At 71.5% G+C, this 26,217-nt stretch carries 14 protein-coding genes and 3 pseudogenes; 14 read left to right on the top strand and 3 right to left on the bottom strand.

The window, feature by feature from the left end:
* Nucleotides 1–7: 7 nt before the first annotated feature.
* From QEG98_RS06780 to QEG98_RS06745, 8 genes and pseudogenes are all read left to right on the top strand, one after another.
* Nucleotides 8–2,710 (top strand): annotated as a pseudogene (locus QEG98_RS06780) (ERAP1-like C-terminal domain-containing protein).
* A gap of 144 nt (nucleotides 2,711–2,854) precedes the next feature.
* The gene (locus tag QEG98_RS06775) at nucleotides 2,855–3,472 is read left to right on the top strand and encodes a peptidoglycan-binding protein (RefSeq protein WP_316566139.1); all 618 of its coding nucleotides are present in this window, start codon (nucleotides 2,855–2,857) and stop codon (nucleotides 3,470–3,472) included.
* Nucleotides 3,465–6,128: a hypothetical protein gene (locus tag QEG98_RS06770; RefSeq protein ID WP_316566138.1), complete on the top strand. Its 2,664-nt coding sequence runs from the start codon at nucleotides 3,465–3,467 to the stop codon at nucleotides 6,126–6,128. Before QEG98_RS06775 ends, QEG98_RS06770 begins: the two co-directional genes overlap by 8 nt.
* Before the next feature lie 602 nt (nucleotides 6,129–6,730).
* Entirely contained in the window at nucleotides 6,731–8,047 is a 1,317-nt protein-coding gene (locus QEG98_RS06765) for a hypothetical protein (protein ID WP_316566137.1), read from the top strand.
* The gene (locus tag QEG98_RS06760; protein ID WP_316566136.1) at nucleotides 7,981–8,742 is read left to right on the top strand and encodes a hypothetical protein; all 762 of its coding nucleotides are present in this window, start codon (nucleotides 7,981–7,983) and stop codon (nucleotides 8,740–8,742) included. Before QEG98_RS06765 ends, QEG98_RS06760 begins: the two co-directional genes overlap by 67 nt.
* A gap of 31 nt (nucleotides 8,743–8,773) precedes the next feature.
* Nucleotides 8,774–9,427, top strand: a complete 654-nt coding sequence (locus QEG98_RS06755; RefSeq protein ID WP_316566135.1) for a hypothetical protein — start codon at nucleotides 8,774–8,776, stop codon at nucleotides 9,425–9,427.
* A 12-nt stretch (nucleotides 9,428–9,439) separates the two neighbouring features.
* Nucleotides 9,440–10,195 carry an arylamine N-acetyltransferase gene (locus QEG98_RS06750; RefSeq protein WP_316566134.1) on the top strand — a complete coding sequence of 252 codons (756 nt, stop codon included), beginning with the start codon at nucleotides 9,440–9,442 and terminating at the stop codon, nucleotides 10,193–10,195.
* Between the two features lie 141 nt (nucleotides 10,196–10,336).
* Nucleotides 10,337–13,994 (top strand): annotated as a pseudogene (locus QEG98_RS06745) (DUF3857 domain-containing protein).
* A 52-nt stretch (nucleotides 13,995–14,046) separates the two neighbouring features.
* Here the strand turns inward: QEG98_RS06745 and QEG98_RS06740 are convergent.
* Nucleotides 14,047–16,215 (bottom strand): bifunctional alpha,alpha-trehalose-phosphate synthase (UDP-forming)/trehalose-phosphatase, encoded by a 2,169-nt coding sequence (locus QEG98_RS06740; protein ID WP_316566133.1) that lies wholly within the window; start codon nucleotides 16,213–16,215, stop codon nucleotides 14,047–14,049.
* A 14-nt stretch (nucleotides 16,216–16,229) separates the two neighbouring features.
* Nucleotides 16,230–17,381 (bottom strand): hypothetical protein, encoded by a 1,152-nt coding sequence (locus tag QEG98_RS06735; RefSeq protein ID WP_316566132.1) that lies wholly within the window; start codon nucleotides 17,379–17,381, stop codon nucleotides 16,230–16,232.
* Nucleotides 17,382–17,574: 193 nt separating this feature from the next.
* On the opposite strand from QEG98_RS06735, the gene QEG98_RS06730 reads away from it, so the two are divergent.
* The 6 genes and pseudogenes from QEG98_RS06730 (at nucleotide 17,575) to QEG98_RS06705 (ending at nucleotide 23,779) form a co-directional block, all read left to right on the top strand.
* On the top strand, nucleotides 17,575–18,723 hold the full coding sequence (locus QEG98_RS06730) for a sensor histidine kinase (protein WP_410478061.1): 1,149 nt from the start codon (nucleotides 17,575–17,577) through the stop codon (nucleotides 18,721–18,723).
* Nucleotides 18,720–18,986: pseudogene (locus QEG98_RS06725) on the top strand (response regulator); the annotation flags it as partial. The gene QEG98_RS06730 and the pseudogene QEG98_RS06725, both read left to right, overlap by 4 nt.
* A gap of 80 nt (nucleotides 18,987–19,066) precedes the next feature.
* Nucleotides 19,067–20,071: a sigma-54 dependent transcriptional regulator gene (locus QEG98_RS06720; RefSeq protein ID WP_316566131.1), complete on the top strand. Its 1,005-nt coding sequence runs from the start codon at nucleotides 19,067–19,069 to the stop codon at nucleotides 20,069–20,071.
* 575 nt (nucleotides 20,072–20,646) lie between these two features.
* Nucleotides 20,647–23,004, top strand: coding sequence for a hypothetical protein (locus tag QEG98_RS06715; protein WP_316566130.1), 2,358 nt, complete (start codon nucleotides 20,647–20,649; stop codon nucleotides 23,002–23,004).
* A complete protein-coding gene (locus QEG98_RS06710) occupies nucleotides 22,914–23,387 on the top strand; it encodes a hypothetical protein (protein WP_316566129.1) in 474 nt (157 codons plus the stop codon). Before QEG98_RS06715 ends, QEG98_RS06710 begins: the two co-directional genes overlap by 91 nt.
* Before the next feature lie 74 nt (nucleotides 23,388–23,461).
* Complete coding sequence (locus QEG98_RS06705) at nucleotides 23,462–23,779, top strand: hypothetical protein (RefSeq protein ID WP_316566128.1); 318 nt, start codon at nucleotides 23,462–23,464, stop codon at nucleotides 23,777–23,779.
* On the opposite strand, the gene QEG98_RS06700 is transcribed toward QEG98_RS06705, so the two are convergent.
* Entirely contained in the window at nucleotides 23,763–26,120 is a 2,358-nt protein-coding gene (locus tag QEG98_RS06700; protein WP_316566127.1) for an arylsulfatase, read from the bottom strand. The two genes, QEG98_RS06705 and QEG98_RS06700, sit on opposite strands and share 17 nt — an antisense overlap.
* Between the last annotated feature and the right edge of the window lie 97 nt (nucleotides 26,121–26,217).

Here is a 26,217-nt window from a genome sequence, read left to right as displayed (position 1 = left end):
CAAGCCCATGCGCTCGCTCCTTCCACTTGCACTCGCGGTCGCCGTCCTCCGCTGCGCCCATGCGCCCGAGGCGCCCCCCGCCGCTCCCGTGGCCACCGCCCCTGAATGGCCCGAACCCCAACCCCCGCGCTGCGGCTGCCCGACTCGGTCCGCCCCACGCGTTACGCGCTCGACCTGAAGCTGCTGCCCGCCGAGCCCACCTTCTCCGGCAGCGTCAGCATCGACGTGGACGTGAGCGAGCCGGTGCGCCAAATCTGGCTGCACGGACAGGACATGGAGTTCTCCCGGGCTCGCATCGAAACGGGAGGCCGCACGCTGGAGGCCCGCGCCGTCACCGCCAGCGAAGGACGGCTCGGTCTGCTGCTGCCCGAGACAGTCCAGCCCGGCAAGGCCCGCATCCACATCGCCTTCACCGGCAAGGTCGACCGCGAGCGCAGCCAGGGCCTCTACGCCGTGGAGGAAGGCGGCGAGCCCTACCTCTACACCTTCTTCGAGCCCGTCGACGCGCGCCGCGCCTTCCCCTGCTTCGACGAGCCGGGCTTCAAGGTGCCCTGGACGCTGCGCATCACCGCCAAGGAGGACCACGTCGCGCTCGCCAACCACCCCATCGTCTCGCGCGAGAAGCTGCCGGACGGGCTGGCGCGCGTCACGTTCGCCGAGAGCAAGCCGATGCCCAGCTACCTCGTGGCGTTCGTGGTGGGCCCCTTCGACGTGGTGGACGCGGGCACCGCGGGCCGCAACGCCGCGCCGCTGCGCTTCATCGTGCCGCGCGGCCGGGGCGCGGAGACGGCCTACGCGGCCAGCGTCACGCCGCGCATCGTCACGCTGATTGAAGACTACTTCGACATGCCGTACCCGTACGAGAAGCTCGACGTCGCGGTGGTGCCGCGCTACTGGGGCACCATGGAGCACCCGGGCCTCGTCGCGCTCGGGCAGCCGCTGACGCTCATCCGTCCCGGCGAGGAGACGCTCGCGCGCCGCAAGTGGTACGTGAACATCGCCAACCACGAACTGGGGCACTACTGGTTCGGCAACATCGTCACCTGCCAGTGGTGGGACGACATCTGGCTCAACGAGTCGCTCACCTCGTGGCTGGACCGCAAGACGGTGGACCCCTTCGACACGAGCTGGGGCTTCGGGCTGGAGCAGAGCACCCAGTCCACGCTCTTCGCGTTGGACACGGACGCGCTCGCCGCCACCCCGCCGGTGCGCAAGCCCGCCAACACGCATGACGAGGTGCTGGGCTCATTCGACAACGGCACCACGTACGCCAAGGGCTCGGCCATCATCGACATGTTCGAGGCGTGGCTCGGCGAGGAGCGCATGCGCGACCTGCTGCGCGGCCACATCAAGAAGCATGAATGGGGCGTGGCCACGTCGGAGGACTTCGCCGCCACGCTGTCGGCCGCCGAGGGGCCGGACCTCGCGCGTGCCTTCCGCAGCTTCATCGACCAGCCCGGCGCGCCGCGCATCGCCGCCGAGCTGCAATGCCAGCCGGGAGCCCCCGCGAAGCTGAAGTTCACGCAGGAGCGCTACGTCCCGGCGGGCTCCACCGCCAGCAAGGACCAGACGTGGTCCGTGCCGGTGTGTGCGCGCGGGCTCCGGCAAGACGTCCGAGCGCACGTGCACCATGCTGACCGAGGCCACGGGCGAGCTGGCGTTGCCCGGCAAGAGCTGCCCTTCCTGGTTCGTGCTCAACGCGGGCGGCACCGGCTACTACCGCTCCGGCTACACGCGCGAGCAACTCAACCGCGTGCTGGCCGCGCCCACGGAAGCGCTGACGGTGCGCGAGCGGCTGACCCTGTTGGCCGACATGGAGGCCGGGGTGCGCCGGGGAGACCTGCCCCTGGGCGACGTCCTGCGCTACGTGCCCACCACGGCCAAGGCGGACCACCGCCTCATCATGCAGCGCGGCGCCCGGCTGCTGACCTTCGTGCACGTGGACCGGCTGTCCGACGACGAGCGCGCGCGCTACCAGAACTGGGTGGCCGCGATGTACGGCCCGCGGGCCCGCGCGCTGGGCTGGGAGCCCAAGCCCGGTGACGACGACGCGGTGAAGTCGCTGCGACCCAACCTGCTGGGGCTGGCGGCGCTGCGCGGCGAGGACCCGGCCCTGGTCCGGGACGCGAACCGGCTGGCGAAGGCGTGGCTGGCGGACCGGAAGTCCGTCCACCCGGAGGCCGTTCCCCTCGCGCTGATGGTGGCGGCTCGGAACGGAGACAAGGCCTTCTTCGACACGCTGGTCGTGCGCGCCCGCGCCACGGAGGACCGGACCGAGCGCAGCCGCGTCTTCACCACCCTGGGCGCCTTCCGGGACCCGGCGCTCGTGCGCGAGGCGCTCGCGCTGGTGGCCGGCAGCGAGTTCGACGTGCGCGACACCCAGTCCATCCTCACGGGGGCCTTCTCGATGCCGCAGACGCGGGCGCTCGCCTGGGCGTTCTACCAGGAGCACTTCGACGCGCTCGCCAGCCGGATGCGCTCGGACGAAGTCGCCGGGCTCATCGGACTGGTGGGCATGCTGTGCGACGAGAAGACCGCCGCCGAAGCGGAAGCCTTCCTCACCCCCCGCGCGGCGAAGCTGGAGAACGCGTCTCTCGCCCTCACCCGCGCCATGGAGTCCATCCACCTCTGCGCCGCGTCCAGCACGCTGAACGCGCAGAGCGTCAGGGACTTCCTGAAGGGCCAGCCGAGCCCCGCGAAGCTCCGCTGAGCGCGCGACACGCCTCCCGTGCGCGTCATCGCGAAACGCATCTGCGTTCCGTCATGACGCGCACGGCGGCGGTGATTGCCCCCCGTGGCAGGGGTCCACTCCAGCCACGTCCGGCACACGGGCTGCACTCAGTCCGCCGGACCCATGCCTCGAACGTACACAGCACAAGCGGGCGACTGCGTCTCCAGCATTGCCCACGCGCACAACCTGAGTCCGCAGCGCGTCTGGGAAGCGCCCGAGAACGAGTCCCTGCGACGGGAGCGGACGAGCCCCCATGTGCTCAAGCCCGGCGACACGGTGACGCTCCCGGACAAGGAAATCCGGCAGGTCCCCTGCGCGACGGGAAGGACGCACACGTTCAGGCTCAAGGGCATCCCGGAACGCTTCCGCCTGCGACTGCATGAGGACGGTGCGCCTCGGACGAAGGTGCCCTACCGGCTCGTCATCGGGGACGTCACCCACGAAGGAGAGACGAACGCGCAGGGCCTCATCGAGTGCGGGATTCCTCCCGGTGCCCGAGAGGCGACGCTGGAGGTCGGCGGCGAGGAGTACACGCTGTCCCTGGGGACGCTCCAGCCCGTGTCCACGGAGGAGGGGCTGCGAGCGCGACTGGTGAACCTGGGCTTCCTCGAGGACGAGTCCAGCGAGGAGGACGCGCTCTCCGAGGCGGTCGCGAGGTTCCAGGCCGAGTACGGGCTGATGCCCTCCGGCACGGTGGATGAGCAGACCCTACACAAGCTGCGGGAGGCGCACGGTGCCTGAGACCACGCCCCCTGCTCCAGGGCCCAAGCGCCGCCGCCTGGGCCACGTCGCACGCGGCGGAGAAATCAACACGCTCAACATCCGGTTTCCCGGCCGCTACTACGCGTTCGTCACGGAGCGGGAAGGCGCGGACGACGACCCGCTCTACCTGCGGCTGGAGTGCGTCGAGCGCGACTGGATGGACCGGGTCTGGAACGAACTGGAGAAGCAGTTCGACCCGGGCGACTTCCTCCGCTTCTTCAATGCCGTCATCAACGGCCGGCGCTTCGAGGACTTCTACGATGCGCTGACGCTGGAGCAACTCAACCTCTTCTACGTCGTCTATTACTGGTTCCTGCGGCGGGTCATCGACGACGGCAATGACTCCGCCCCGGTGTCCGTCTTCGAGTTCGAGCTCGCGCCCGGGGACCCGCTGCGCGATGACCTCTACGAGACGGACTGGTTCCACCTGGAGCTGCAGGCGGCGCCGGCCAGCACCCGCCCGGACGGGCTCTTCGTGCGGGCGGGCAGCGTGCGTCGCGCGGGCGTGCACACGGTGCGGGGCTTCACCCCGGACACGGACTCGCCGCCCGCGGAGCGCTGGCTGCGGAGCTTCCTGCGGGTGGAGGATCGCTCGGATGGCGGGCTGACGCAGGGAGCCCTCAAGGCGCTCCACTTCCCGCTGCCCGCGCCGCCACCACCACCGCCTCCGTCTCGTCCAGGAGGCCCTGGCGGCTCCGGGGGCTCCGGCCCGATTCCCGAGCCGCCCGTGAAGAACCCCTTCGCCATTCCTTCCGCGCCCCTCCCCATCCCGGTGACGGCCCGAGTCGCCACCCCGGCGCTGGCGCGGTGGATGCGCGCCGCGGCCCGCCAACTCTCCCAACAGGTGCGCGCCTTCACCGAGGAGGTCGCGGACTTCTTCGATGACTGGATGCCGCCTCCCGGAGGGCCCGTGCTCGCATTCGCCGGAGCCGCCGGCCCTACGCTGACTTCACGAGCGGTACCCAGGGAAAGGTCGCGGCCAGGTGCTCCACCGCCCACGGCCCACGCCTACGTGGGTGATGGCGCGCCCAATCCGATGGATGCGTCCGACCCGAACCGCTTGTTCGCCCCCTTCGTGGGGCTGTTCAACGTGGGCCAGGGCGCGTGCTCGGTGCTGTACGACAACCAGGGGCGCGCCATCGTCTACTACGACTTCGGCAGCCCGGCGAACGGCCAGCAGGGGACCTTCCCCATCATTCCACTGGGGCACTGTGTGGGCCCCTGCATGTGCAACGGCCCGCTCATCATCCTGTCCCACTGGGACATGGACCACTGTGATTTGGGGCGCTACTACCCGGAGTCCTTCCGCTGCCGGTGGCTCGCGCCGCAGCAGCACATGGGCACCGTCGTGTGCCGCGACACGGTCGCGCGCGTCGTCCACGACGGTGGCGAGTTCTACATCTGGGCGGCATCGGGGCGGCCTGGAACAGCCGCGAATCCGCGCGGCACGCCGAGCTCCTGGAACCGCCCAGGTGGCAGTCACATGCGGTTTCCCTGGGGCTTCGTCGAACGCAACTACCGCGAAGGCGCGCAGAACCCGCTCGCCAGTGGCTCGGACCCGCGCAACAACTCCGGGCTGGCGCTGTATGTCTGCGTGCGCGACGCGGCCGTTGCGGCTGCTGTCGCCGCGGGCCCCGTGGCCACCGACGCCAACAACCTGGGGGGCAATGGGCGAGGTCTGGTCACCATCGGCGGAGGCGCCCCTCCGGGATGGGTGGGGGCCGCGTTCGCGGGGCCCAACCTTCCTGGCATTGGAGGCGGCCTGGCCGCATTTCTCGCGGCGATGGGGCCGGCTGGTGGCAACCCCAATCCCGCGGCCCTCCACGCCCGGCGACAGTCGGCCGCCGCCACCGCGGCGGTGGGCCCGGGTGGTCCAGGCGCCGGTCTCACCGCGAGACAGCGGCTGGTCATCGCGACGCTGGCCGTGGCGCACCCCGCGCTCGCTGCCGCCACGGCGGTGGCGCTGGGCCGGGCCGCGGAAGTCGCCGCGGACGCCGTGGCGGTCGCGGGCGGAACCCTGCCCCAGATGGCGGCGGCGGCGGGCGCGGCCGTCATCGTGGCGAGCGGCGCGCCGGGCACGGCGGTCGCCACCTTCACGGCCATGGGGACAGCGGCGGCGGGCGGCGCGCCGCTGATGCCCGGGAGCGCCGGGGCCCTGGCGTTGGCCCATGTGCAAGGAGCCATCGTCGGTGCACCTGCCGCCTCCCCGTCACGACGGCGGCGAATACGGCGGCCGGCATCGTGCCACAGGGCGGCGAGGCGGTGCGGGCCGCGGTGGAGGCCGTGGTACGCACCCACGCCCCCGCGCCGCTCCCCGGCCTGTCGCTGGAAGGCGCGGTGGCCCGCGCCGCTGGCGTCAGCAACCCGGCCGCGGTCTGCAAGGCCCTCGCGCCCCCGCTGCCACCGACGCTCCAGGGAGAGGCGCCCTTCCACGCCAACGAGCGGTTCGTGCTCCTCACGGGCGACGTCAACTACCAATACATCCCCGCGCAGCGGCGCCCCTTCGCCGCGCCCGGCGGCGGAGCTCCCGGAGGCGCGGTGCCGCTTCCCTACGCCCCCACGGCCCACCCGCCCGTCGTCGTGGGCCTCACCGCGACCCACCACGGATCCAACAAGGTGGGGGCGAACGACCTGAATCCCGACAGGATTCCATGGGCCCCCAACACGCTGCCCACCCGTGCGGCCGCGGTCGCGCACGCGGCGTCAGCGCTTCCCAATCCCAACATCCGCCGGGCCGCGACGGCCGCGGCGGCCGCGGCGGCGCTCCCACCCCCATTGCCCGCGAACCTGGCGAACCGGCCGCCGCGGCGGAACGCGCCGCCTTTGCCGCCTCCGCGGGGGCCTTCACCCCGCTCGTGGTGGCCCGTGCAGCGGCCGCGGCGGTGGTCCTGGAGAACGCCGTCCCGAACACGCCACAAGCGCAGTTCGACCATTTGGGAGCCGTGTCCGCGGGCCCCCGCCCGCTGTGCCCGCGCTGGTCGGCGCAACGGCGGTGGCCTGGGGCCTGGTGACGGCCGCGTTGGGCGGTGGCGGTGCGGCGGCGGTGCCAGGACTGGGCCCCGTGGTGGCGGTGCCTGGAGGCCCCCAGGTGGTCAGGGCGGCCACCGAGGCCGTCCTCATGGCCAGGGGCTCCCCAACGCCCACCGCACCGCATCAGCGCGCAGAGCCGTGGAGCAAGCGCACGTCGGCGCGAGGCCCGGAGCGCCACAACCCGTCCTGCAGGCCGTCGCCGCGGCCGTGGCCGTTCGGCGGAGCATCGCCCAAGGCGGAACCATCTCCGTCCCGACCGCCACCGCCATCGTCCAGGCCTCCCGCCTGAGCATCACCACCGGCGCCGGGGGCACCGTGGCGGCCCTCGCCGGAGCGGGGATTGCCAACCTCCCCGCGGTGACCCATCCCTATTTCGCCACCGCTGTCGCCGCCATTCCCAACCCGCCGCTGGCGGCGGTCCAGGCCGCGCTGGGGCTCCCGCGGAGCGTGCCCATCGACCCGGCGAATGCCCCCTTCGCGGTGGCCAACGCCTTCGCCCCCTCGCCCGTCCTTCCCGAAATCATCCTGGATGCCCTGCTGTCTCGCGGCCAGTCGCTCCCAAAGTTTCCGCTCGCGTTGGTTGAGATTGCCGCCGCCCTCGCGGCCATCGGGCCCGGGGCCTCTCTCTCCGAAGTGGCCGCGGTCGTCGAGGCGGCGCGCGCAGCGCAAAATGGTCAGGCGGCGGGCGCACCTCCCGCCGCCGGGCTCGCGCACGCGGCGGCGGACCGCATCGGCTATTCCTACGGCGTCGCCATCCAGACGGGCGGCGTGGCGGCGGCCCCTCCCTTCGCGCACCGCTATCTCTCTCAGGGCGTGGGACATCCCGCCCACCTCGCCATCGACAAGTACCAGCGCCGGGGTTGGGCGGTGCGCCGCAACACCAGCATGCACGCGGACCAGAGCGCACAGCCAGACAACAGCCCTCGCGGGCACCATGCCTTGGGGTGGGAGCTGGCCCCGCCCTACGAAGGACCGCTGCGTCCGGCCTCCGCCGCCACAGGCACCCTTTCGCGGACCTGCCATGGCTGCAAGGAGGTCGCCGCGGCCCGAGCCGCCGTGGCCGTGGGAGCGGGAACAGCGCCAGCCACCGCCGTGGCCACCGCCATCGGCGTGGTCCCCGCCGCGGCCGCCGCCACGGCCCCCGCGGCAGGTCCCGTCAACGCCGCGCAACTGGGCCGGCTGGGCGTTCCAGCCGCGCGAGCGGCCCGTCGGAGCCTGGAGCCCGCCATCGCGGCCCGGGCCGCCGTGCCCTTCGCCAGGGCAGCGGTCGCGGGCGTCGCCGCGGCCCATGCCACGAGCGCATGCATCCTCGTGACCCAAGCGGTCCTCGTGGCCGGTGGCCCGCCGCCACGGCGCGAGGGGCCGTCGTCAGGGGCGGGCCTCTCTCCCCGGCGGCCGCGCTGCTCGGGGGCGTCCCGCCATCGGCCGCCGAGGCCGTCACGACGGCCCGTGCCGCGGTGCTGGCCTCCCCACTGGTCCTGCCCTCGGCGGACCTCGCCGCGGTGGTGGCCGCGCTGGCGGTGAGCCTGGGAGAACCGCCCCTCACCGCTGTCGCCGCGACCGTGGCGCTTCCCTTCCTGGGAGGCACGGCCGCAGCGGCCCTCAACGCGGCCAACGCGACGGCCGCCGGTGTCGGGATTGATGACTTCGCGGCGGCCATCGTCGGAAGCGCCCATGCCTGCGCGTTGGGCGCGAACCTGCCAGCGCCCGTCGCCGCCAGGGTGGCCGCCATCTCCGCCATGGTCGGAGGGGCCCCACTTCCCGCGAGGCTGGATGCGGTGGCCAACGCCATCTCGGCGGGACCTCCCGTCGCGGCGCACCACGCCCTCCTCCTGAGCACGGTGGGCAGCACGCCTCCGGCCATCGCCGCGGTCGTCGCGGCGGCAGCGAGCATGGCCCACGCGGGCGTGACTCCGCCAGCCGCGGCGGACGCGAGCACCTGTCATGCCGCCGCGGCCGCCACCGTGCCGGGCATCGCCCAGGCCGCCGTGAATGTCTGCGCCGCCACGTTCGCGGGCGGCGCCATCCACCCCACCCCAGCCGCTGTCGCGGGCCTCGTGGCTGCCTCCACGCCGACAGCCGCCGCCGCCGTGACAGCCGCGTCTTCCGTGCTGACAGCCACTGGGGCGGCCCCCGGCGCCTGGGGACGCCGCCGTCTGTTACGCCTCGGCGGCAGCCGCCGTCACCGCTGCGATGGGAGGCGCCGCCGCCGCCGCTGAAGCCGCGGCCAACACCCTCGCGGGCGCCCTCGTGCCTGCCGTCGGCAACACCGCGGTGACGGCCGCCACCGCCGCGAATTCCAGCGAGGAGGCAGCCGCGGCGGTGGCGGCGGCCGCCGCCCTCGTCACGGCGGATGCATTGACGCTGCCGACCGCGGCCCAATCGGCGGCCTGTTACGCGGCGGCCGCGGCGGCCGCGGGTGTTCCGGCGCTCGCGGCGAACGCGGCGGCTGGGACCCTTGCCCTGGCCGGCGTCACCGCCGCCACCGATGCCAACACGGCACTGGTCGCGGGCGCCACCCCGCTCGCATGTGCCACCGTCGCCGCGGCCATGGTCGTCACCCAGCTCGCCGTGGGCGGCGCCGCCAATCACCGCGCGGTCGCGGCCGCGGCCAGCGCTTCAGCCATCGGCGTTCCCGCGGGGCCAGTGGACCAGGCCGCCCAGAGCCTCAGCGTGGGCATGGCCCATCCCATCTCCGTGGCCATCGCCGAGTCCGCGTCGATGCGGGCTTCGGACGCATCGGAAGAAGCCGCCGCGGCCATGGCCACCGTCCGGGCGCTCGAGCCTCGGAGCGCCCCCTGGCCGCCGCGGCAGCAGCCAGTGCGGGCGTACCCGCCGCGGACGCCGCCGCCACGGCCGCCATCCGTCTCTTCAATGTCTGACCCGTCTGCGCCCCCCGCGTGACACAGTTGCCCCATGTTCGACGTCGCGCGCTACCTGGAGCGAATCGGCGTGGGGGCGGAGCAGTCCCTCACGAGGCTGCACCGGGCCCACCTGGAGGCCGTGCCCTTCGAGAACCTGGACATCCACCTGAAGCGGCCCATCCGGCTCGACATGGACGCCCTCTTCGAGAAGGTCGTCGTCCAGCGGCGCGGCGGCTTCTGCTACGAGCTCAACGGCCTCTTCGCCCGGCTGCTGACGGCGCTGGGCCACCGGGTGACGCTGCTGTCCGCGGGCGTGGCCACGGCACCGGATGGCAGCGCCTACGGCCCCGAGTTCGACCACCTGGCCCTCCAGGTGGAGGATGAACAGGGACGCTGGTTGGCGGATGTCGGCTTCGGTGAGTGCTTCACCGAGCCCCTGCGCCTGGACACCCACGACGTCCAGGTGCGCTCCGGCCGCGCGTACCGGCTCTCACCGGAGGGCGACGACCTCATCCTCTGGAGTGAGAAGCCCTCCGGATGGGAGGCGGAGTACCGCCTCTCCCTCGTGCCCCGCCAGCTCGCGGACTTCGAGGGCATGTGCCGCTACCACCAGACCTCCCCAGACTCCATCTTCACCCAGCAGCGGCTGTGCACCCGGGCGACGCCAGAGGGGCGCATCACCGCCAAGGAGGGCACACTCGTCCTGACCCGGAGCGGGGTCCGGACGGAGCAGCCTCTCCCCGACGAAGACGCCCTGCGGCGCGCGCTCGTCGAACACTTCGGCGTCATCCTCCCGTCCCTGGAGTAGTGCGTACCTGTCCCCACCCCATCCTCCATCGTACGATGGCCAGGCAGGGGAAGCCCCAGAGGGGTTCGCCTGTTCATCCGCGTCGACGCCCCTGCCCGGGGCTGGCGCCCCTTACCGCAAGCCGTCCACCCAGGAGAACGGATGTCCCGCTTCACATTGCTGGCCGCAGTCCTCGTGCTCACCTGCCCGTTGTGGGCGCAGGCGAAGCCGGCCGCGGATGAGACCGCTCGCGTCCATGCGGCCGAGGCGATGAAGCAGGCCTCCTCCCCCCGAGGCGCCGCCAGCCTGCTGCGGATGCACGCGCTGGTGGACGAGGTGGAGGACCTCACGCCCCTGCTGAGCACCTACGCCTACGTGGCCTCCCGCCGCACCTCGGACCCGAACACCCGCGCCACCGCGCAGATGCTCCTGCTGGACACCGAGCGCGCCCGGGGAAGGCTGGTGCGCGCCAACGAGGTGAAGCAGTGGCTGGGCTACGTGGGCGACTACTACGTCACCGGCGGCTTCGAGAACGAAGGCAAGGCCGGCTGTGACACCGACTTCGGCCCCGAGGCCGCCAACCTGGACCTGTCCGCCACCTACCCCGCGGCCAAGGGCGGCAACACCACCTGGCGCAAGCTGACGGCGAACACCGCGGACGGCTACATCGACCGGCCACCGCCATCCGCCCCAACCGCGAGGCCGTGGCCTACGCCGTCACCTGGCTGGAGTCCTCCCAGGAGTCGCGCGTGGCGCTGGGCGTGGGCACGTCCGGCGCGTTCCGGCTGTGGGTGAACGGGCAGCTCGCCGCGAAGGAGGACCGCTACAACCTGCCGCGCCCGGACCAGTCCCGCGTGTCCGTGAAGCTGCGCAAGGGCCTCAACCGCGTGCTCGTGAAGGTGTGCCAGGAGTCCGGCCCGCTGGGTTTCTACCTGCGCCAGGAGTCGCCCACCGTGCGCGCGACGCTGCCGGCGAAGGCGCCCGCCCTGGAGAAAGGCACCGCGCCGCAGCCCCAGCCGCTGCCCACCCTCACCTCCGCCCTGCGCGCGATGGTGGAGAAGAACCCGGATGACGCCGCGCTGCGCGGCGACTACGCCCGGGTGCTGGGCTTCTTCCGCGCGTATGACGAGCGCGAGCACACCGCCAGCGCCGAGGCCGCGCGCGCCGCGGAAGCAGCCCCAAGGACGCCCGGCTCCAGTTGCTCGCCGCCCATGCGCAGCGGGATGACCTGAACGAGCGCCGCCGCTTCCTGGAAGCCGCCATCGCCGCCGACCCCGCCATGCCGGAGGCGCGCGTGGCGCTGGCCGACCACGAGCTGGACCGCGGCCACCCCGAGCGCGTGCAGCCGCTGGTGGCGCCCGTGCTGGAGAAGACGCCGGATGACGTCAACGCGCGGCTGGTGCTGGCGCGCGCGCATGAAGCCCTGGGCGAGCGCCCCAAGGCCCACGCCCTGGTGGAGGAGACGTTCCGCCTGCAGCCCCGCGTGCCTCGCGCGGTGCGCGCCGCGGCCCAGGTGTCCCGGCAGCTCGACCGCAGCCGCGAGGCCATGGACCGGATGCGCGTGGTGCTGGCGCTGCGCTTCGACGACACCACCACGCGCCACATGCTCGCCACGATGCTGGCGGAGGCCGGGCAGGTGGAGTCCGCCCAGCGCGAGTACGCGCAGCTGGTGAAGCTCAACCCCTTCGACAATGGCTCCCGCGTGCGGCTGGCGGAGCTGAAGGCCAGCAACGGCGCGGTGGAGGAAGCCGTCGCCCTCTTCGCCGAGGCCCGCGCGCTGTCCCCGGACGAGCCGGAGGTCTATGAGCGCGAGGGCCGCGCCCTGCTGGCCGCGGGCCGCCGCGAGCCGGCGCTGGCCTCGTTCGAGCGCTCGCTGGCGCTGCGCCCGCAGAACCCGGGCCTGAAGGAGGCCCTGCGCACCCTCAAGGGCGAGAGCACCGGCACCGGCATGCAGTACCTGGTGGACGCCCAGGCGCTGGCCAAGGAGTCGGAGGCCTACGTCCACGAGGACGCCCTCTACCTGGTGGACAACACCTACGTGCGCGTCCAGCAGAGCGGCCTGTCCAGCCGCCTGCACCAGACGGTGGTCAAGGTCTTCAACTCGCGCGGCGTGGACGCGTTCCGCACCATCCCCGTCACCTATTCGCCGGACCGCCAGGAGGTGCGCGTGCTGCGCGCCCGCGTCATCAAGGCGGATGGCTCCGTGGTGGAGAGCTACGGTGAGAACGAGCGCAACATCAACGAGCCGTGGACGGGCATGTACTACGACGCCCGCGCCAAGATTCTCTCCTTCCCCTCGCTGTCGGCGGGCGACACGCTCGAGCTGACGTACCGCCTGGACGACACCGCGCAGGACAACCTCCTGTCGGACTACTGGGGTGACGTGGAGAGCGTGCAGGGCGTCTACCCGAAGGTGCGCTTCCAGTACCTGGTGGACATGCCGCAGGCACGGCCCCTGTATTGGAACAAGAGCAAGCTGACCGGCGTGGCGAGCGCGCAGGAGACGCTGGACGCCGGCCGCGTGCTGTACCGCTGGAACGCCAAGCACGTCGCCAAGGTGGTGCCGGAGCCCGGCATGCCCGGCTGGGCGGAGGTGGCGCAGAACCTCCACGTCTCCACCTACCAGACGTGGGAGCAGGTGGGCCGCTACTGGTGGGGCCTGGTGCGCGACCAGCTCCAGCCCAACGCGGAGCTGCGGCAGACGGTGGACCAGGTGCTCCAGGGCGTGGACCGGAAGAATGAGCTGGCGGTGGTGCGCGCCATCTACAACTTCGTGGTGACGAACACGCGCTACGTGGCGCTGGAGTTCGGCATCCACGGCTTCAAGCCCTACCGCGTGGACCGGGTGCTGGCGCGCCGCTTCGGCGACTGCAAGGACAAGGCGAGCCTCATCCACTCCATGCTCCAGGTGGCGGGCGTGGAGAGCCGGTTGGTGCTGCTGCGCATGCGCAACCTGGGCTCCATTGGCGAGGAGCCCGCGAGCCTGGCGGCCTTCAACCACGCCATCGCCTACGTGCCCAAGTTCGACCTGTACCTGGACGGCACCGCGGAGTTCCACGGCGCCAACGAGCTGCCCAGCGCGGACCGGGTGGCCAACGTGCTGGTGGTGGAGCCCAACGGCAAGAGCACCTTCCTCACCACGCCGGAGGCGAAGGCGGCGGACAACGCCACGCGCATGTCGCTGGACGTGACGCTCCGCGCGGACGGCGGCGCTGAAATCACCGGCTCCAGCTCCGTGGGCGGGCAGCACGCGCCCGACTACCGCCGCGCCTACCGGCCGGAGGCCACGCGCAAGTCCACCTTCGAGCGCGCCTGGGCGCAGAGCTTCCCCGGCCTCACCGTGCACGAGGTGAAGCTGAGCGACACCACGCGGCTGGATGACGACGTGGCGCTGGACTTCAAGATGAGCATCCCGCGCTACTCGGAGGTGCTGCCCAACGGCATGCGCTTCCTGCCCTTCGGCACCGGGCGCACCTACCAGCAGGCCTATGCGTCGCTGGCCCAGCGCCGCTTCGACCTGGTGATGTCCAGCCCGTGGACCAACGGTTTCCTCCTGCGCTACGCGCTGCCCGCTGGCTGGACGGTGGCGGAGCTGCCCCAGGCCGTGGAGGAGACGACGAAGTTCGGCCACATCAAGCTGAACTACCGCCTGGAGGGCGGCAAGCTGGTGGCCGAGGGCGAGGTGGCCCTCACCACCGCGCGCGTGTCCGCGGATGACTACCCCGCGTTCCGCGAGTTCCTCGGCCGCGTGGACCGCGCCTTCGGCCGCCGGGTGTTCATCCAGAACGCGGCCAACCGCACCGCGTCCTCGACGCCGTAGCGAACGCGAGCAGGCCCGCGCCCGCCGATACTCCGGCGGGCGCGCGCGGTGGTTACGGCTCCAGCAGTCCCGCCAGCAGCGCGCGGACCTCGTCCGGGCCCTTCAGCCGGAACGCCGCGCGCGTGGGCTTGTTGCCCGCGTGGATGGTGAGCCCGCCGGGCGGAATGGATGCGAAGAGGTCCTCGTCCGTGCGGTCATCGCCGATGGCCACCACGAGGGCGCCGGGCGCCGCGTCCTTCGTGGCCTCGCCCACCACGCGGCCCTTGTGCACGCCCTGCGGACGAATCTCCACCACCTTGTCCCCGGGGAGGATGTCCACGGACTGCCCGGCGAACTTCTCCGCCAGGTAGAGCCGCAGCTCGCGGGACTGGATGGCGCCGAACTCCGCGTCCACCAGGCGATAGTGCCACGCCAGCGACGCTGTCTTCTCCTCCACGAAGGAGCCCGGCACGCGCGCGGAGAAGGTCTCCAGTTCGGGGCGCACGCGCTCCTTCCAGTCGAACGTCACGCCCTCCAGCATCCGCCACGCCTCCCCTGGCGCCGGGCGGGACCACAGGCCGTGCTCGGCATACAGGCCCATGGCCAGGTCGCCCAACCATTCCTCCAGCGTCTCCTTGGGCCGGCCGCTGACGATGCTCACCGAGATGCCGGGCCGGGCCACCAGCTTCGCCAGCAACTCCTTCAGCGCCGCATCCGGCGCGGCCAGCTCCGGCCGGGGCGCGTAGCCCACCAGCGTCCCGTCGTAGTCCAGGAGCAGTTGCAGCCGCTCCGCCTGCTTCATCTGCGCCAGCGCCTCGGGCGCGCCCGCCTCGGCGCGCACGTCCACCGCGGGCAGCGACTGGAGCCGGTCGAGGAAGGAGGACGTCCACCAATGCACGTCCCGCGACTTCACCTGCTTGCGCAGCGTGTGCATGCGCGTGCGGCGCTCCTCCTCCGCCATCCCCAGCGCCTTCTCGATGGCGTCCGCCATGGCGTCCACGTCGTAGGGGTTGACGATGAGCGCGCCCCCCAGCTCCGCTGCGGCGCCCGCGAACTCGCTGAGCACCAGCACGCCGTCGTCGTCCGGACGCGCCGCGCAGAACTCCTTCGCCACCAGGTTCATCCCGTCCCGCACCGGCGTGACGAGCATCACATCCGCGCCCCGGTACAAGCCCACGAGCTGCCGTTCATTGAATGAGCGGTAGAGGTAGTGCACGGGCACGTTGTGCACTGTGCCGTAGAGCCCATTGATGCGCCCCACCAGCTCGTTTACCAGCTCGCGGTAGTTGGCATACGCCTCCACCTGGGTCCGGCTGGGCACCGTCACCTGGATGAACCGCAGGCGGCCACGCCACGCGGGCGTGCGCTCCAGCACGCGCTGCACCGCCAGGAGGCGCCGCGGAATGCCCTTGGTGTAGTCCAGCCGGTCGATGCCCAGCAGGATGCGCTGTCCTTCAGAGGACCGGCGCAGGTTCGCCACCTCCTCCTGCATGCCGGGCTCGCTCGCAATCGATTCGAAGGCCTGCGCGTCGATGCCCATGGGGAAGGCGCCCACGCGCACGTCGCGGCCCTCCCAGATGATACGGTCGATGTCCGTGTCCAGCCCGAGGTGCCGCAGCAGCGCCCCGGAGAAGTGCCGCACGTAGCTCACCGTGTGGAAGCCGATGAGGTCCGCGCCCAATAGCCCCTTCAGCAGCTCACGCCGGCGCGGCAGCGTGCTGAAGATTTCCGACGACGGAAACGGGATGTGGTGGAAGTAGCCGATGCGCGCGCCGGGCAGCCGCTGGCGCAACATGCCGGGCACCAACATGAGCTGATAGTCGTGAACCCAGATGGTGTCCCCGGGCTCGTAGTGCTTCGCCACCAGGTCCGCGAAGCGCTCGTTGACCTTGCGGTACACCTCCCAATCACGGTCCTGGCGCGGAATGCGCTCCAGCATGTAGTGGCACAGCGGCCACAGGACGCGGTTGGAATAGCCTTCGTAGTAGCGGCTCACCTCGCTGGCGGACAGCGTCAGCGGCACGCAGCGCAGCTCCGCGAGCTGGGCGTCCACGCGGGCGCGTTGGCTTTCCGACAGGCGGGAGACATCCCCGGGCCAGCCAATCCACAGCCCCCCCGAGCGTTCGTGCGGACGGCGAAGGCCGGTGGCCAGGCCTCCCGCGCTGCGGACCACGGAGACAGTGTCCTTCTCCACCTTGACGGTGACAGGGAGCCGATTCGAGACGAGTAGGAGTCGGGACATAGGCCCCTCCTGCATTAGTCACTCCGTGCAGGAATGGCCATGGTCGAAACGGGCTTCATGCCAGATGGTGGCCCCTCGTGTCGGGTGGCCATCGGTGTCCAGCCCAGTCGCGACAGCAGCGCGGGCTGCCGGCCCGGCTTCCACACGAAGGCATCCAGCACATAGTGCGTGGCCTGCGGCAGCGCGAGCAGCGGCACCACGAGCGACAACACGTCCGGCGGCAGCGTCACGTAACTCTCGCCGAAGAGCGCTCCGTGTTCGCGCCACACGACCTGGTCCCACAGGAACTCCTCCGCCAGGGCCAGCGCCACCAGGAACAGCAGGAAGCCCGGCAGCCCCGCGCGCAGCAGCGCCGCCCCCGCGCCGTAGCCACCCTCCTCCAGCCGTCCCCGCGCATAGCGGAAGAGCAGCGCGAAGTAGGGAACGCCGTGCAGCACCACGTTCATCACCGTGAACGTGAAGTCGTCCCGCGCGACGACGATGCCGCCGAACCACGCCACCCACGTCGCCACCACCAGCAGCACCTTGCCCGCCTGCACGCCTTCGCCGCGCACCACCCGCGCGGCTTGGAAACCGGCCCACGCGAAGAGCACCCCCGCGTGAAACCCCAGCCCCACGGTGCCCGCCCAGGACGGCAGGCCCGACAGGAAGTCCCCGGGCACGAACCACCAGAAGCCGCGCGGCAGGTTCGCATGCCACCAGATGACGGGCCCCAGCGTCGCGGCATAGACAGCGGCGGTATCCAGGCGGCGCTCCAGCGGGGAGACGCGCGCCTTGCGGCCGTACAGCGCCACCCAGCCGTACTGCTGCCGCACGAAGTGGCTGAGCGCGACATAGGCGAACAGCGTCCAGAACGTGCCCGGCGACACCAGGTAGGCGAGCACACCCGTCACATAGGCTGCCAGCGGCGCGCCCAGGTAGAGCCCGGGGCGGGTCCGCAGTTCGTCCGGGTCCAGGTAGGTGCGGAACAGCGTGGACCAGACGTGGGCCACGTCCACGCAGACGACGAAGAGCAACCATGCCCACAGCGGCGTGCCGTCCGCCACGCCCAGCCAGGGCGCGGCGAGCACGAAAGCCACGGAGACGAGCGCGCTGCCAGCGAAGACGGACAGGTCCACTCCCGGACTGAACAGCCAGCCCTGGGAGGGCGCGAGAAGACGGGGCATCGGAGCCATGCAGCCTACCAGAGTCTCCGCGCCAGGGACTCGGCACCGGGCCCACGTCCGGATGCGGTATGAACCGTCCCATGCACGCCGCCGCGCCCACAGAGGCCCGCACGCACGGAGACAGGGTGGGCCTTGAACACGCCGCGGACCTTCCGCTGCCCCTCCGCGCTTCCGGCGACGGCTGCTGGCGGTGATGCTGCTCGCCGGTTGGGTGCCGCTGGTGCTGCTCGGCGTGCTGGCACAAGCCGCGCTGGAGCGGGTGCTGTCGGTGTCCATCGCCCCGGTGGAGGGCGTGCTGGAGGAGGTCGCCTCGGAGCTGGCGCGGCGGGAGCTGCCGCAAGACTCGCTCAACGAGGCGCGGCTCAACCTCGCGCAGGCGGAGCTGGCGCGACGAGCCCTGGTGCGCCGCGTGCCCGCCTTCATCACCGCGCTGGTCCTCATATCGGGCGCGGCGCTGACGGTGGCCGCGGTGCTGCTCGGGCGGGCCCTCACGCGTCCGGTGCGCACCCTCACGGAAGGCATGTGGGCCTATGCGCGCGGCGACCTCTCCGTGCGGCTCGCCGCCCCCGAGCCTCCACGCGACGAGCTGCAGTTCCTCCTGGGCCAGTTCAACCGCATGGGCCAGGAGCTGCTGTCGCAGCGCGAGCGGCTCAAGTCCGCGGAACAGATTGCCGCCTGGCAGGACGTGGCCCGCGCGCTCGCGCACGAGCTGAAGAACCCCCTCACCGCAATGAAGTTGTCGCTCGCGCGTCTGAACCGGACGGATGCGTCCACGCCCCACGACACCACCCGCATCACCGAGGCCGTGGCCCTCCTCCAGGAGGAAGTGGACCTGTTGATGCGGATGACCCAGAGCTTCTCCACCTTCGCGCGCCTGCCCGCGCCGCGCTTCCAGGACGTGCCCCTGCGCCCGCTGCTGGCCGAGGTGTGCACCCTGTACGCGAGCACGTCCCCCGTGCCCGTGGAGCTTCGACCTGGCGCGGAGGCCACGCTGCGCGCGGACCCGGATGGCTTGCGTCGCCTCTTCGGCAACCTGGTGAAGAACGCCACCGAGGCCTCTTCCACCAGCGCCGCGCCCGTCCACGTCACACTGGCGTCGCCGCAGCCGGGCACCGTGTGCGTCACCGTGGCGGATGGAGGCAGCGGCGTCCCCACCGTCCTCGAAGGCCCGGCCCTCACGCGTGGCCTCTTCAGCACCAAGCCCGGCGGCAGCGGCCTGGGCCTGCCCATCTCCCAGAAAATCGTCCACGAGCACGGCGGCAGCCTGCGCCTGGAGCCCGCGCCCGGAGGCGGTACGCTCGCGCGCGTGGAACTGCCCCTCACCCCGCCACCGTCCCCATGAAGCCCGGTCCTCGCATCCTCATCGTCGATGACGACTCTGGCGTCCTCAGGGCCCTGCGCGGCCTCTTGAGCGATGAGGGCTTCACGCCCGTGGAGGCCCGCTCCGCGGCGGAGGCCTCCCAGCTGCTCGACGCGCCCGAAGGTCCCCCGGCGATGATGCTGCTCGACCTGCGCATGCCGGGCGAGACGGGCCTGGAGCTGCTCGCGCGCCTGCCCCGGCCCTTCCCCGCGCCCGTGGTGGTGCTGTCCGGAGAGGCGTCGCCCGCCGAGGCCGTGCAGGCGCTGCGGCTGGGCGCGACGGACTTCGTGGAGAAGCCGCCCTCCCCGAGCGGCTGCTCACCGCCGTGCGAAACGCACTGGCGCTGGGCTCGCTCCAGGAAGAGCGCGAGCGGCTGCTGGACGCGCTGGCCCGCCCCGGCCACCTGGTGGGTGACAGCCCTGGCATGGTGTCACTGCGCCAGCTCATCGCGCGCGTGGGACCCAGCGACACCGCCATCCTCATCACCGGCGAGACGGGCACGGGCAAGGAACGCGTGGCGCGGGCGCTGCACCTCGCCTCGGGACGCAAGGGCCGGCTCGTCGCCGTCAACTGCGCGGCCATTCCCTCCACCCTGCTGGAGAGCGAGCTGTTCGGCCACGAGAAGGGCGCATTCTCCGGTGCGCTGTCGCGGCGCGCGGGCCGCATCGAACAGGCGCACGGCGGCACCCTGTTCCTCGACGAACTGGGCGACATGCCACTGGAGCTCCAGGCCAAGCTGCTGCGCGTCCTGGAGACGAAGGAAGTGGAGCGGCTGGGCGGCAGCCTGCCCGTCCCGGTGGATGCGCGCGTCGTCGCGGCCACGCACCAGGACCTCGCCCGCGCGGTGAAGGAGGGCCGCTTCCGGCAGGACCTCTACTTCCGTCTCAACGTGATGCCCCTTCAGGTGCCGCCCCTGCGCGAGCGGCCGGAGGACCTGCTCCCCCTGGCCCGCGCCTTCGCGGCGGAGTTCGCGGGGCCGCAGGTGCCACTGGTGCTCGCGCCCGGCGCGGAGACCTCGCTGCGCGCCTATGCGTGGCCGGGCAACGTGCGCGAGCTGCGCAACCTCATCGAGCGCCTCAACCTGCTCCGGGGAGAGGGCCCGCTCACCCTGGGCCCGGAGCTCGTCTCCGCGTCCCAGGCCACCGCCGTGGCCAGCCGCCCCTCCCTGGGACAAAAGAGCTACCGAGAACACGTGGAGGACTTCGAGCGCGAGCTCATCCGCGCGGCGCTCCAGGAAGGCGAAAGCATCGCCGGGGCCGCGCGGCTGCTGCAGGTCGACCGGGGCAACCTCTACCGGCGCATCAAGGCGCTCGGACTCCCTGTCACCTGAAGCCCCGCTGGAGTGCAGCTGATCTGCCCCCGATTTTCGGACCAGCCGCAACCACGACCCCGGTACCGAAAACGCCCCCACGCCTCCAGGCGGGTGCCGGACGGCCGCACGCAATCGCCGCTGGCGATGTCAGTACCACATCACGACTCGACATCCGGATGTCTCCATGACATCGACCTGGCTGCTCGGTCCTCGTTCTTTCAGGCACTTGCCCGACGCCTCTGGGTGGAACGGCCCGTGCTCTCCCTTCGTGCATGAACCGCTTCGCGCTCCTCATTTGTCTCCTCCCCGCGCTCGCAGTCGCGCAGCCAGCCCCTGCACCTGAGCCACGCTCCGACGCGCCCTCATCCGCTGAAGCCGCTCCGTCGCAAGGTGAAACGGGAAACAACCCGCAGTCAGAGCGTGCGGAAGGCGCAACCCCTGCCACGGACAACCAGGAGGCTGGCGGCAAGCCACGCTCCCCCACGACCGACGCCCGAGGCGACACCCCAGCGGACACGCAGAAGTCCTGCCCCGACGACTTCGAGGACGACGACGCGGGAGACACCCGCGTTCTGGCCCCGCTTCAGCTCGCCGTGGATGGGCGCTCGCTCACGCCCGGCCGCATCGAACTGCACGGGCTTCACTGGCTGACGGATGCGCAGGTGCGCGCCTTCATCGGTGCGCCCCGTGCGGATTCAGGGGCCCTGCTGAGCGGAAGGGACGTCCACCTGTTCCTCCGGCGGCTCGCTCGCTCGGGGCTGTTCGCCCGCGTGGAGCCGCGCGTGCGCGTGGCCGAGGCGCCGCAGCCGGCGGTCCTCGAAGTCCACCTGGAGGAGAACCCCGTCGTCTCCGCCGTGGAGGTGAACGGGCTCCAGGACCTGCAGGCCACCGAGATTCTCGAGGAGCTGCTCTGGCTCCCGCACCGGTTCCCCACCGAGGACGAAGACGAAGAGTCCTTCACCGCCACGCTGCGCGTAGACTCCCGGCGCGGCACGCTCTCCGTCGTCCGTCCCTGCCCGCCTCGCTATCCGCCCCGTGACTGGGTGGCCCGGCTGGAGCGCGGCACGCTGCACCCTGGCATCTTCCTGGGCGGCGTCGCCCACGGTCTGGAGCGCACGCTGAAGCGCCTGCGTGACGACGGCTACATGCTCGCCAGCCTGTCCGCGGTGTTGTCGCCGGACGGCAAGCTGATGATGACGGTGGATGAAGGCCGGCTCGAGTCCATCGAAGTGCGCGGCGTGGACGCCGACATCGCCGCGCGTGTCCAGGACGCGCTGGACCTGAAGCCTGGCACCGTGTTCCTCCGCAGTGACGCGAAGCGCGCCGTGCGGCGGCTGACCTCGCGGCTCCCCTTCCTGGAGCCCGCGGACGCGAACGACTCCGACAGCCCGCGTTCTCAGCGCGCCCACATCATCGAGACGCGCGAGCCGGACGGCACCCGCGCCTATCACACGCAGGAAGCACCGCGCGCGAAGCCGCGCCACCGGGAGCAGGTGGAGTTCGAGCTGAACTGGAAGCAGTTCGCCGACTGGTGGGACGACGTGGACTCGGCCGACAGCATCACCCTCGAGGGCAAGAAGCTGGTGGTGCACCTGCGCACGCGGCGGCCGGACTTCGACGTGGACCTGCTTCCGATGCACACGCAGGTGACGGGCTTCTCGCCAGGTCTTTCGGGGCGGCTGCGCCTCTGGGATGCGAAGGACCGCGCGCACCTCACCGTGGATGCCGCGCTCACCATCCCGCTGCGGTGGGGCGGCCAGTATCTGCCGGATGACCCGGAAGGCACGCAGCGCCAGCGGCGCATCAACATGCTCGGTGGGGCGAAGCTCCAGGTACCGCGGGTGGGGCTCGCGGAGCTGGGCGCGCAGGTCTACGACTTCACCGACACGCTGGACCGGTGGCGGATGGGCGACATCGACTCGTCGCTCTACTCGGCCCTCATCAACCGGCCGGACCGCGACTACTTCCGCCGCAAGGGCCTCACGGCCTTCGCCACCTGGCGCTGGGCGGACGACTGGCTCGCGGGCGCCGAGTACCGCAACGACCGCTACGAGTCGATGCGCAGCTTCACGCCGCCCTTCTCCCTGTTCCGGAACGACTCGGCCCCCTTCCCCAACGCGCCCGTCACCGAGGGCCGCTTCGACTCCGTGGTGGTGCGCATGGAGTACGCCAGCAACGTGCCCGCCGCCGCGTCCGTGGGCTCGCTGTTCCGCACGCCGGAGACGTCGCTCTTCGACCGGGATGGCGACTGGGAGAGCCGCGCCTCACTCCGGGGCCTGCTCACGCTGGAGGTGGGCAACGGTCCGGGGAGCGCGGGCGGTGACGCGCGCTTCTGGAAGCTGGTGAGCGACATCGCGATGGAGGTGCCCACCGGCTGGGACACCGGCCTGTCGCTGCGCGTGCGCACCGCGGGGGCCACCGTCTGCCCGAACAGAAGCGCGAGGCACTGGGCGGATGGACGGCGCTGCGCGGCTTCGGCTTCAAGGAGTACCGCGGCGACGTGTCCGTGCTCACCAGCGCGGAGTACCGCTGGAGCGCCCTGGGCCTCTTCGCGGACCTGGGCACGGTGCGGGCGGATGACGCATGGACGGATGCACGGCTCGGCCTGGGCGCCAGCCTTCACTTCGGAGACAACGTGCGGATGGACGTCGCGTGGCGCACGGATGAGCGGGCCACCGCCACGCCCGAGGCCCGGCTGCTCTTCCAGCGGACCTTCTAGAGACGCATGGACTGGCCACGCAAACACGTGGGACGCGGGCTCGGCACGGCGCTCCTCGCCGTGGCGGGCCTGCACGCCCCCACGGTCCATGCAGAAGAGCCGCGCACCACCTGCACCGCCACGTTGGCCGGACGGCGCGTCATGGTCCGTTCCGAAGCCTTCGACTTCGTCTCGCCCGAGCTGGACCGGTTGGTGCGACTGGGCATGGCGGGGAAGCTGGAGGTGGAGCTGACGCTCTGGCAACGCCACACTGTCTGGTTCGACGCGCGAATGGACACCGCCCGGCTGACGCAGGTGCTCGCCTTCTCCAAGGGCGCCTACGTGCTGGATGGACGCCCCTTGCCGGAAGGACCGTCCTCACTGACGCTGGAGCGCGTGGCGTGGACCTTGGAAAAAAGGCCCGAGCCCGGCGCGCGCTATGAAGTGCGCATCAGCGTCCGCCTGCACGTCGTGACCGCAGCGAGCCTGGGCCGGGTGGCCGCGTGGCTCACGCAGGGGAAGCAAGCGCCTGGCGACGAAGGCAACACCCTCACGGGCACCGTGCTGCTTCGCTCGGTGGCCGAGGACCTCGCCCGCGGCGCCAGTGCGCGCTGTGACGTCACCCGGCCGCCCTGAGCCACGGCCGCGCCGCACATCCGTCATGAACCCATCGAGCGCCCGGCCACCAGGCCGAGGCCAGGAGTCCCGTCATGCGACGTTGGCTGTCCTTGCTGTTCGCCCTGGCCGCTGGGTGCACTCCGGCGCCGGCGCCACCCGCGTCCCCTGACCGCGACGTCCAGGTCTTCGCGCCTCCGGGCATCGAGGCCCGGGGGAGCCGCGTCCCCGTCCTCTACGTGGAGGCGGAAAGGGCGCTGTACTTCCCCCAGGGCGTCGGAGGCGGAGGCTCACGGTACCCGGTGGTGCCCAGCCCGGCCGAGCTGCTGGCCCTGGGGCGACGCACCGACATCATCATCGTCACCGTCGCCCCAGGCCAGTCCACCGCTCACGCGGCTATTGCCGCGCCATGACCGTGTTCGCCTCCGTCGCGGCGTCGTGGACGTGCTCGCCCGACACGTCCACCACCACCTCCGTCAGCGTCCCGCCTCTGAACGCGAAGGGCGGTTGGTACCGCTGACTCACCGGCGAGTTCTCGTCTCGGCCGCACGTGAGTCCCTCGCCCAGGCTGATGAGCAGCGGCATGGTCTCCGAGATGTCACGCTGCGCCACCAGGTCGCCGTTGATGAAGAGGCGTCCCCGTCCCGGCGCGCCCCGGCCCGCGGGCAGGTCAGGCGTGCCCGTGGGCTGAAACTCGAAGCGCAGCTCCGCGTGTCCCTTCGGCACGTCCACGGAGGACTCCAGGTGGAACTCCTTCTCTCCCACGAAGTTGTAGACGTAGTGCAGCTTGCCATCCTTGACGAAGAGTGAGTACCCGCCCGTCAATCCACCGTGGCAGAGCAACACGCCCTCGACGCCGTCCTCCACCTCCACCCGCGCGGTGATGGCGTGGGCGCGGTTGAGGACGTGCACCGCCACGTTCTCCGGCGCGGGTGAGGTGTGGGGCCGGTAGACGTAGCGCTCCCGCTCCCGCGAAATCTGTGGCCGCTCGACGGCGAAAAGGGCGACGGACGGCGTAATCAACGGGAGCACGTCGTACCGGCCCGCCTCGACGTACCAGCGGGCAATCATCTCGATGAGCTTGTCGCGCTCCTGCGCGGCCACGTTCCGCGTCTCCGAGCAGTCCTCCGCCACGTGGTACAGCTCCCAGCCCTCCGTATCGAACTCGCGCAGCCTGGCTTCGGTGAGCTTCAGCATGCCGAACGGCTCGTGCGACTCCGTGAAGGACGGTCCGGGGAACGGGCACACCGCCCGCCATCCGTCGTGGTACAGGGCCCGGTGACTGAACATCTCGAAGTACTGCGTGTGGTGTCGGCTCTCCGCGTCCGCGTCGTGGAAGGAGTGCTTGAAGCTGACGCCTTCGATGGGTGACTGCGTGACGCCACAAAGCTCTGTGGGCGGATCGATGCCCAGGCAGTCCAGCACCGTGGGCACCATGTCGATGGCGTGGCAGTACTGCGAGCGAATCTCGCCCCGCGCCTGGATGCCTCGAGGCCAGTGGACGATGAAGGGGTCCGTGGTGCCACCCCGGTACGTCTCGCGCTTCCACCGTTTGAAGGGCGTATTGCCCGCCCAGGCCCAGCCCCAGGGATAGTGGTTGAAGTGGCGCGGTCCGCCCAACTCGTCCAGCGCCGCCAGGTTCTGCTCCAACGACTCCGGCGCGTTGTTGAAGAACTTCAGCTCATTGACGGAACCATGCAGGCCGCCCTCCGGACTGGCGCCATTGTCGGAGATGACCATGATGAGCGTGTTCTCCAGCTCCCCGCTCGCCTCCAGTGACTGGATGAGCCGGCCGATGTGATGGTCCGTGTGCTCCAGGAAGCCCGCGAACACCTCCATCATCCGCGCGTAGAGCCGCCGTTCCTCCGGAGACAGGCTGTCCCAGTCCTGCACGTCCGGGTCATGGCGCGACAACCGGGTGCCCGGCGGCAGCACGCCTGTCTCGAGCTGACGCCCGAAGACCTTCTCGCGGTAGGCATCCCAGCCGTCGTCGAACTGGCCCTTGTAGCGGTCCGCCCATTCCCGGGGGACATGGTGGGGCGCATGCATGGCGCCGGTGCAGAAGTAGAGGAAGAAGGGCTTGTCGGGCGCCACCTGCTTGGCGTCGGCAATGAAGCCGATGGCCCGGTCCACCAGGTCCTCCGTCAGGTGATAGCCCTCCTCGGGTGTCTTCGGTGGCCGGACCTGATGATTGTCGTGAACGAGGTCGGGGTAGTACTGGTTCGTGTCGCCCCCGAGGAAGCCGTAGTACCGCTCGAAGCCGCGGCCCAGGGGCCAGCGTGAGTAGGGCCCCGCGGCGCTCGTCTGCTCCGCGGGTGTGAGGTGCCACTTGCCCACGCAGTAGGTGTTGTAGCCGTGCCCGGCCAGCATCTCGGAGAGGAAGCCGTTCTCGAAGGGGATGGTGCCGTTGCGGCCGGGGTAGCCCACGGAGATTTCGGTGATGGCCGCCATGCCATTGGAGTGGTGGTTACGGCCGGTGAGGATGCACGAGCGCGTGGGCGAGCAGAGCGCGGTGGTGTGCATGTTGTTGTAGAGCAGCCCGCCCTTCGCCAACCGGTCCAGGTTGGGCGTGCGGATGGGCGAGCCATAGCAACCGAGCTGACCGAAGCCCGTGTCGTCCAGGACGATGAAGAGGACGTTGGGTGCCCCCGGCTTCGCGCGCAGCGGCGCGGGCCAGGCAGGCGAGGACTCCTCATCCGTCCGGCCGATGACACCAGGGAATGGCGTTCCGGGAAGGTATTCCTTGAGCGACATGGCGCGGCCTCCACGAGGACGCGCGGGAATGAACGTGCCGCGGGCCCTCGTGGAGGGAGATGCACATGGGGACCGACAATGCCCCCTGTCCTTCAGG

Origin of the sequence: Myxococcus sp. MxC21-1 (assembly GCF_032612255.1) — a bacterium.
In the GTDB taxonomy this organism is placed as follows: Bacteria; Myxococcota; Myxococcia; order Myxococcales; family Myxococcaceae; genus Myxococcus; species Myxococcus virescens.
Note: the sequence above shows the minus strand (reverse complement) of the source record. Positions and strands in the feature narration are given on the sequence as shown.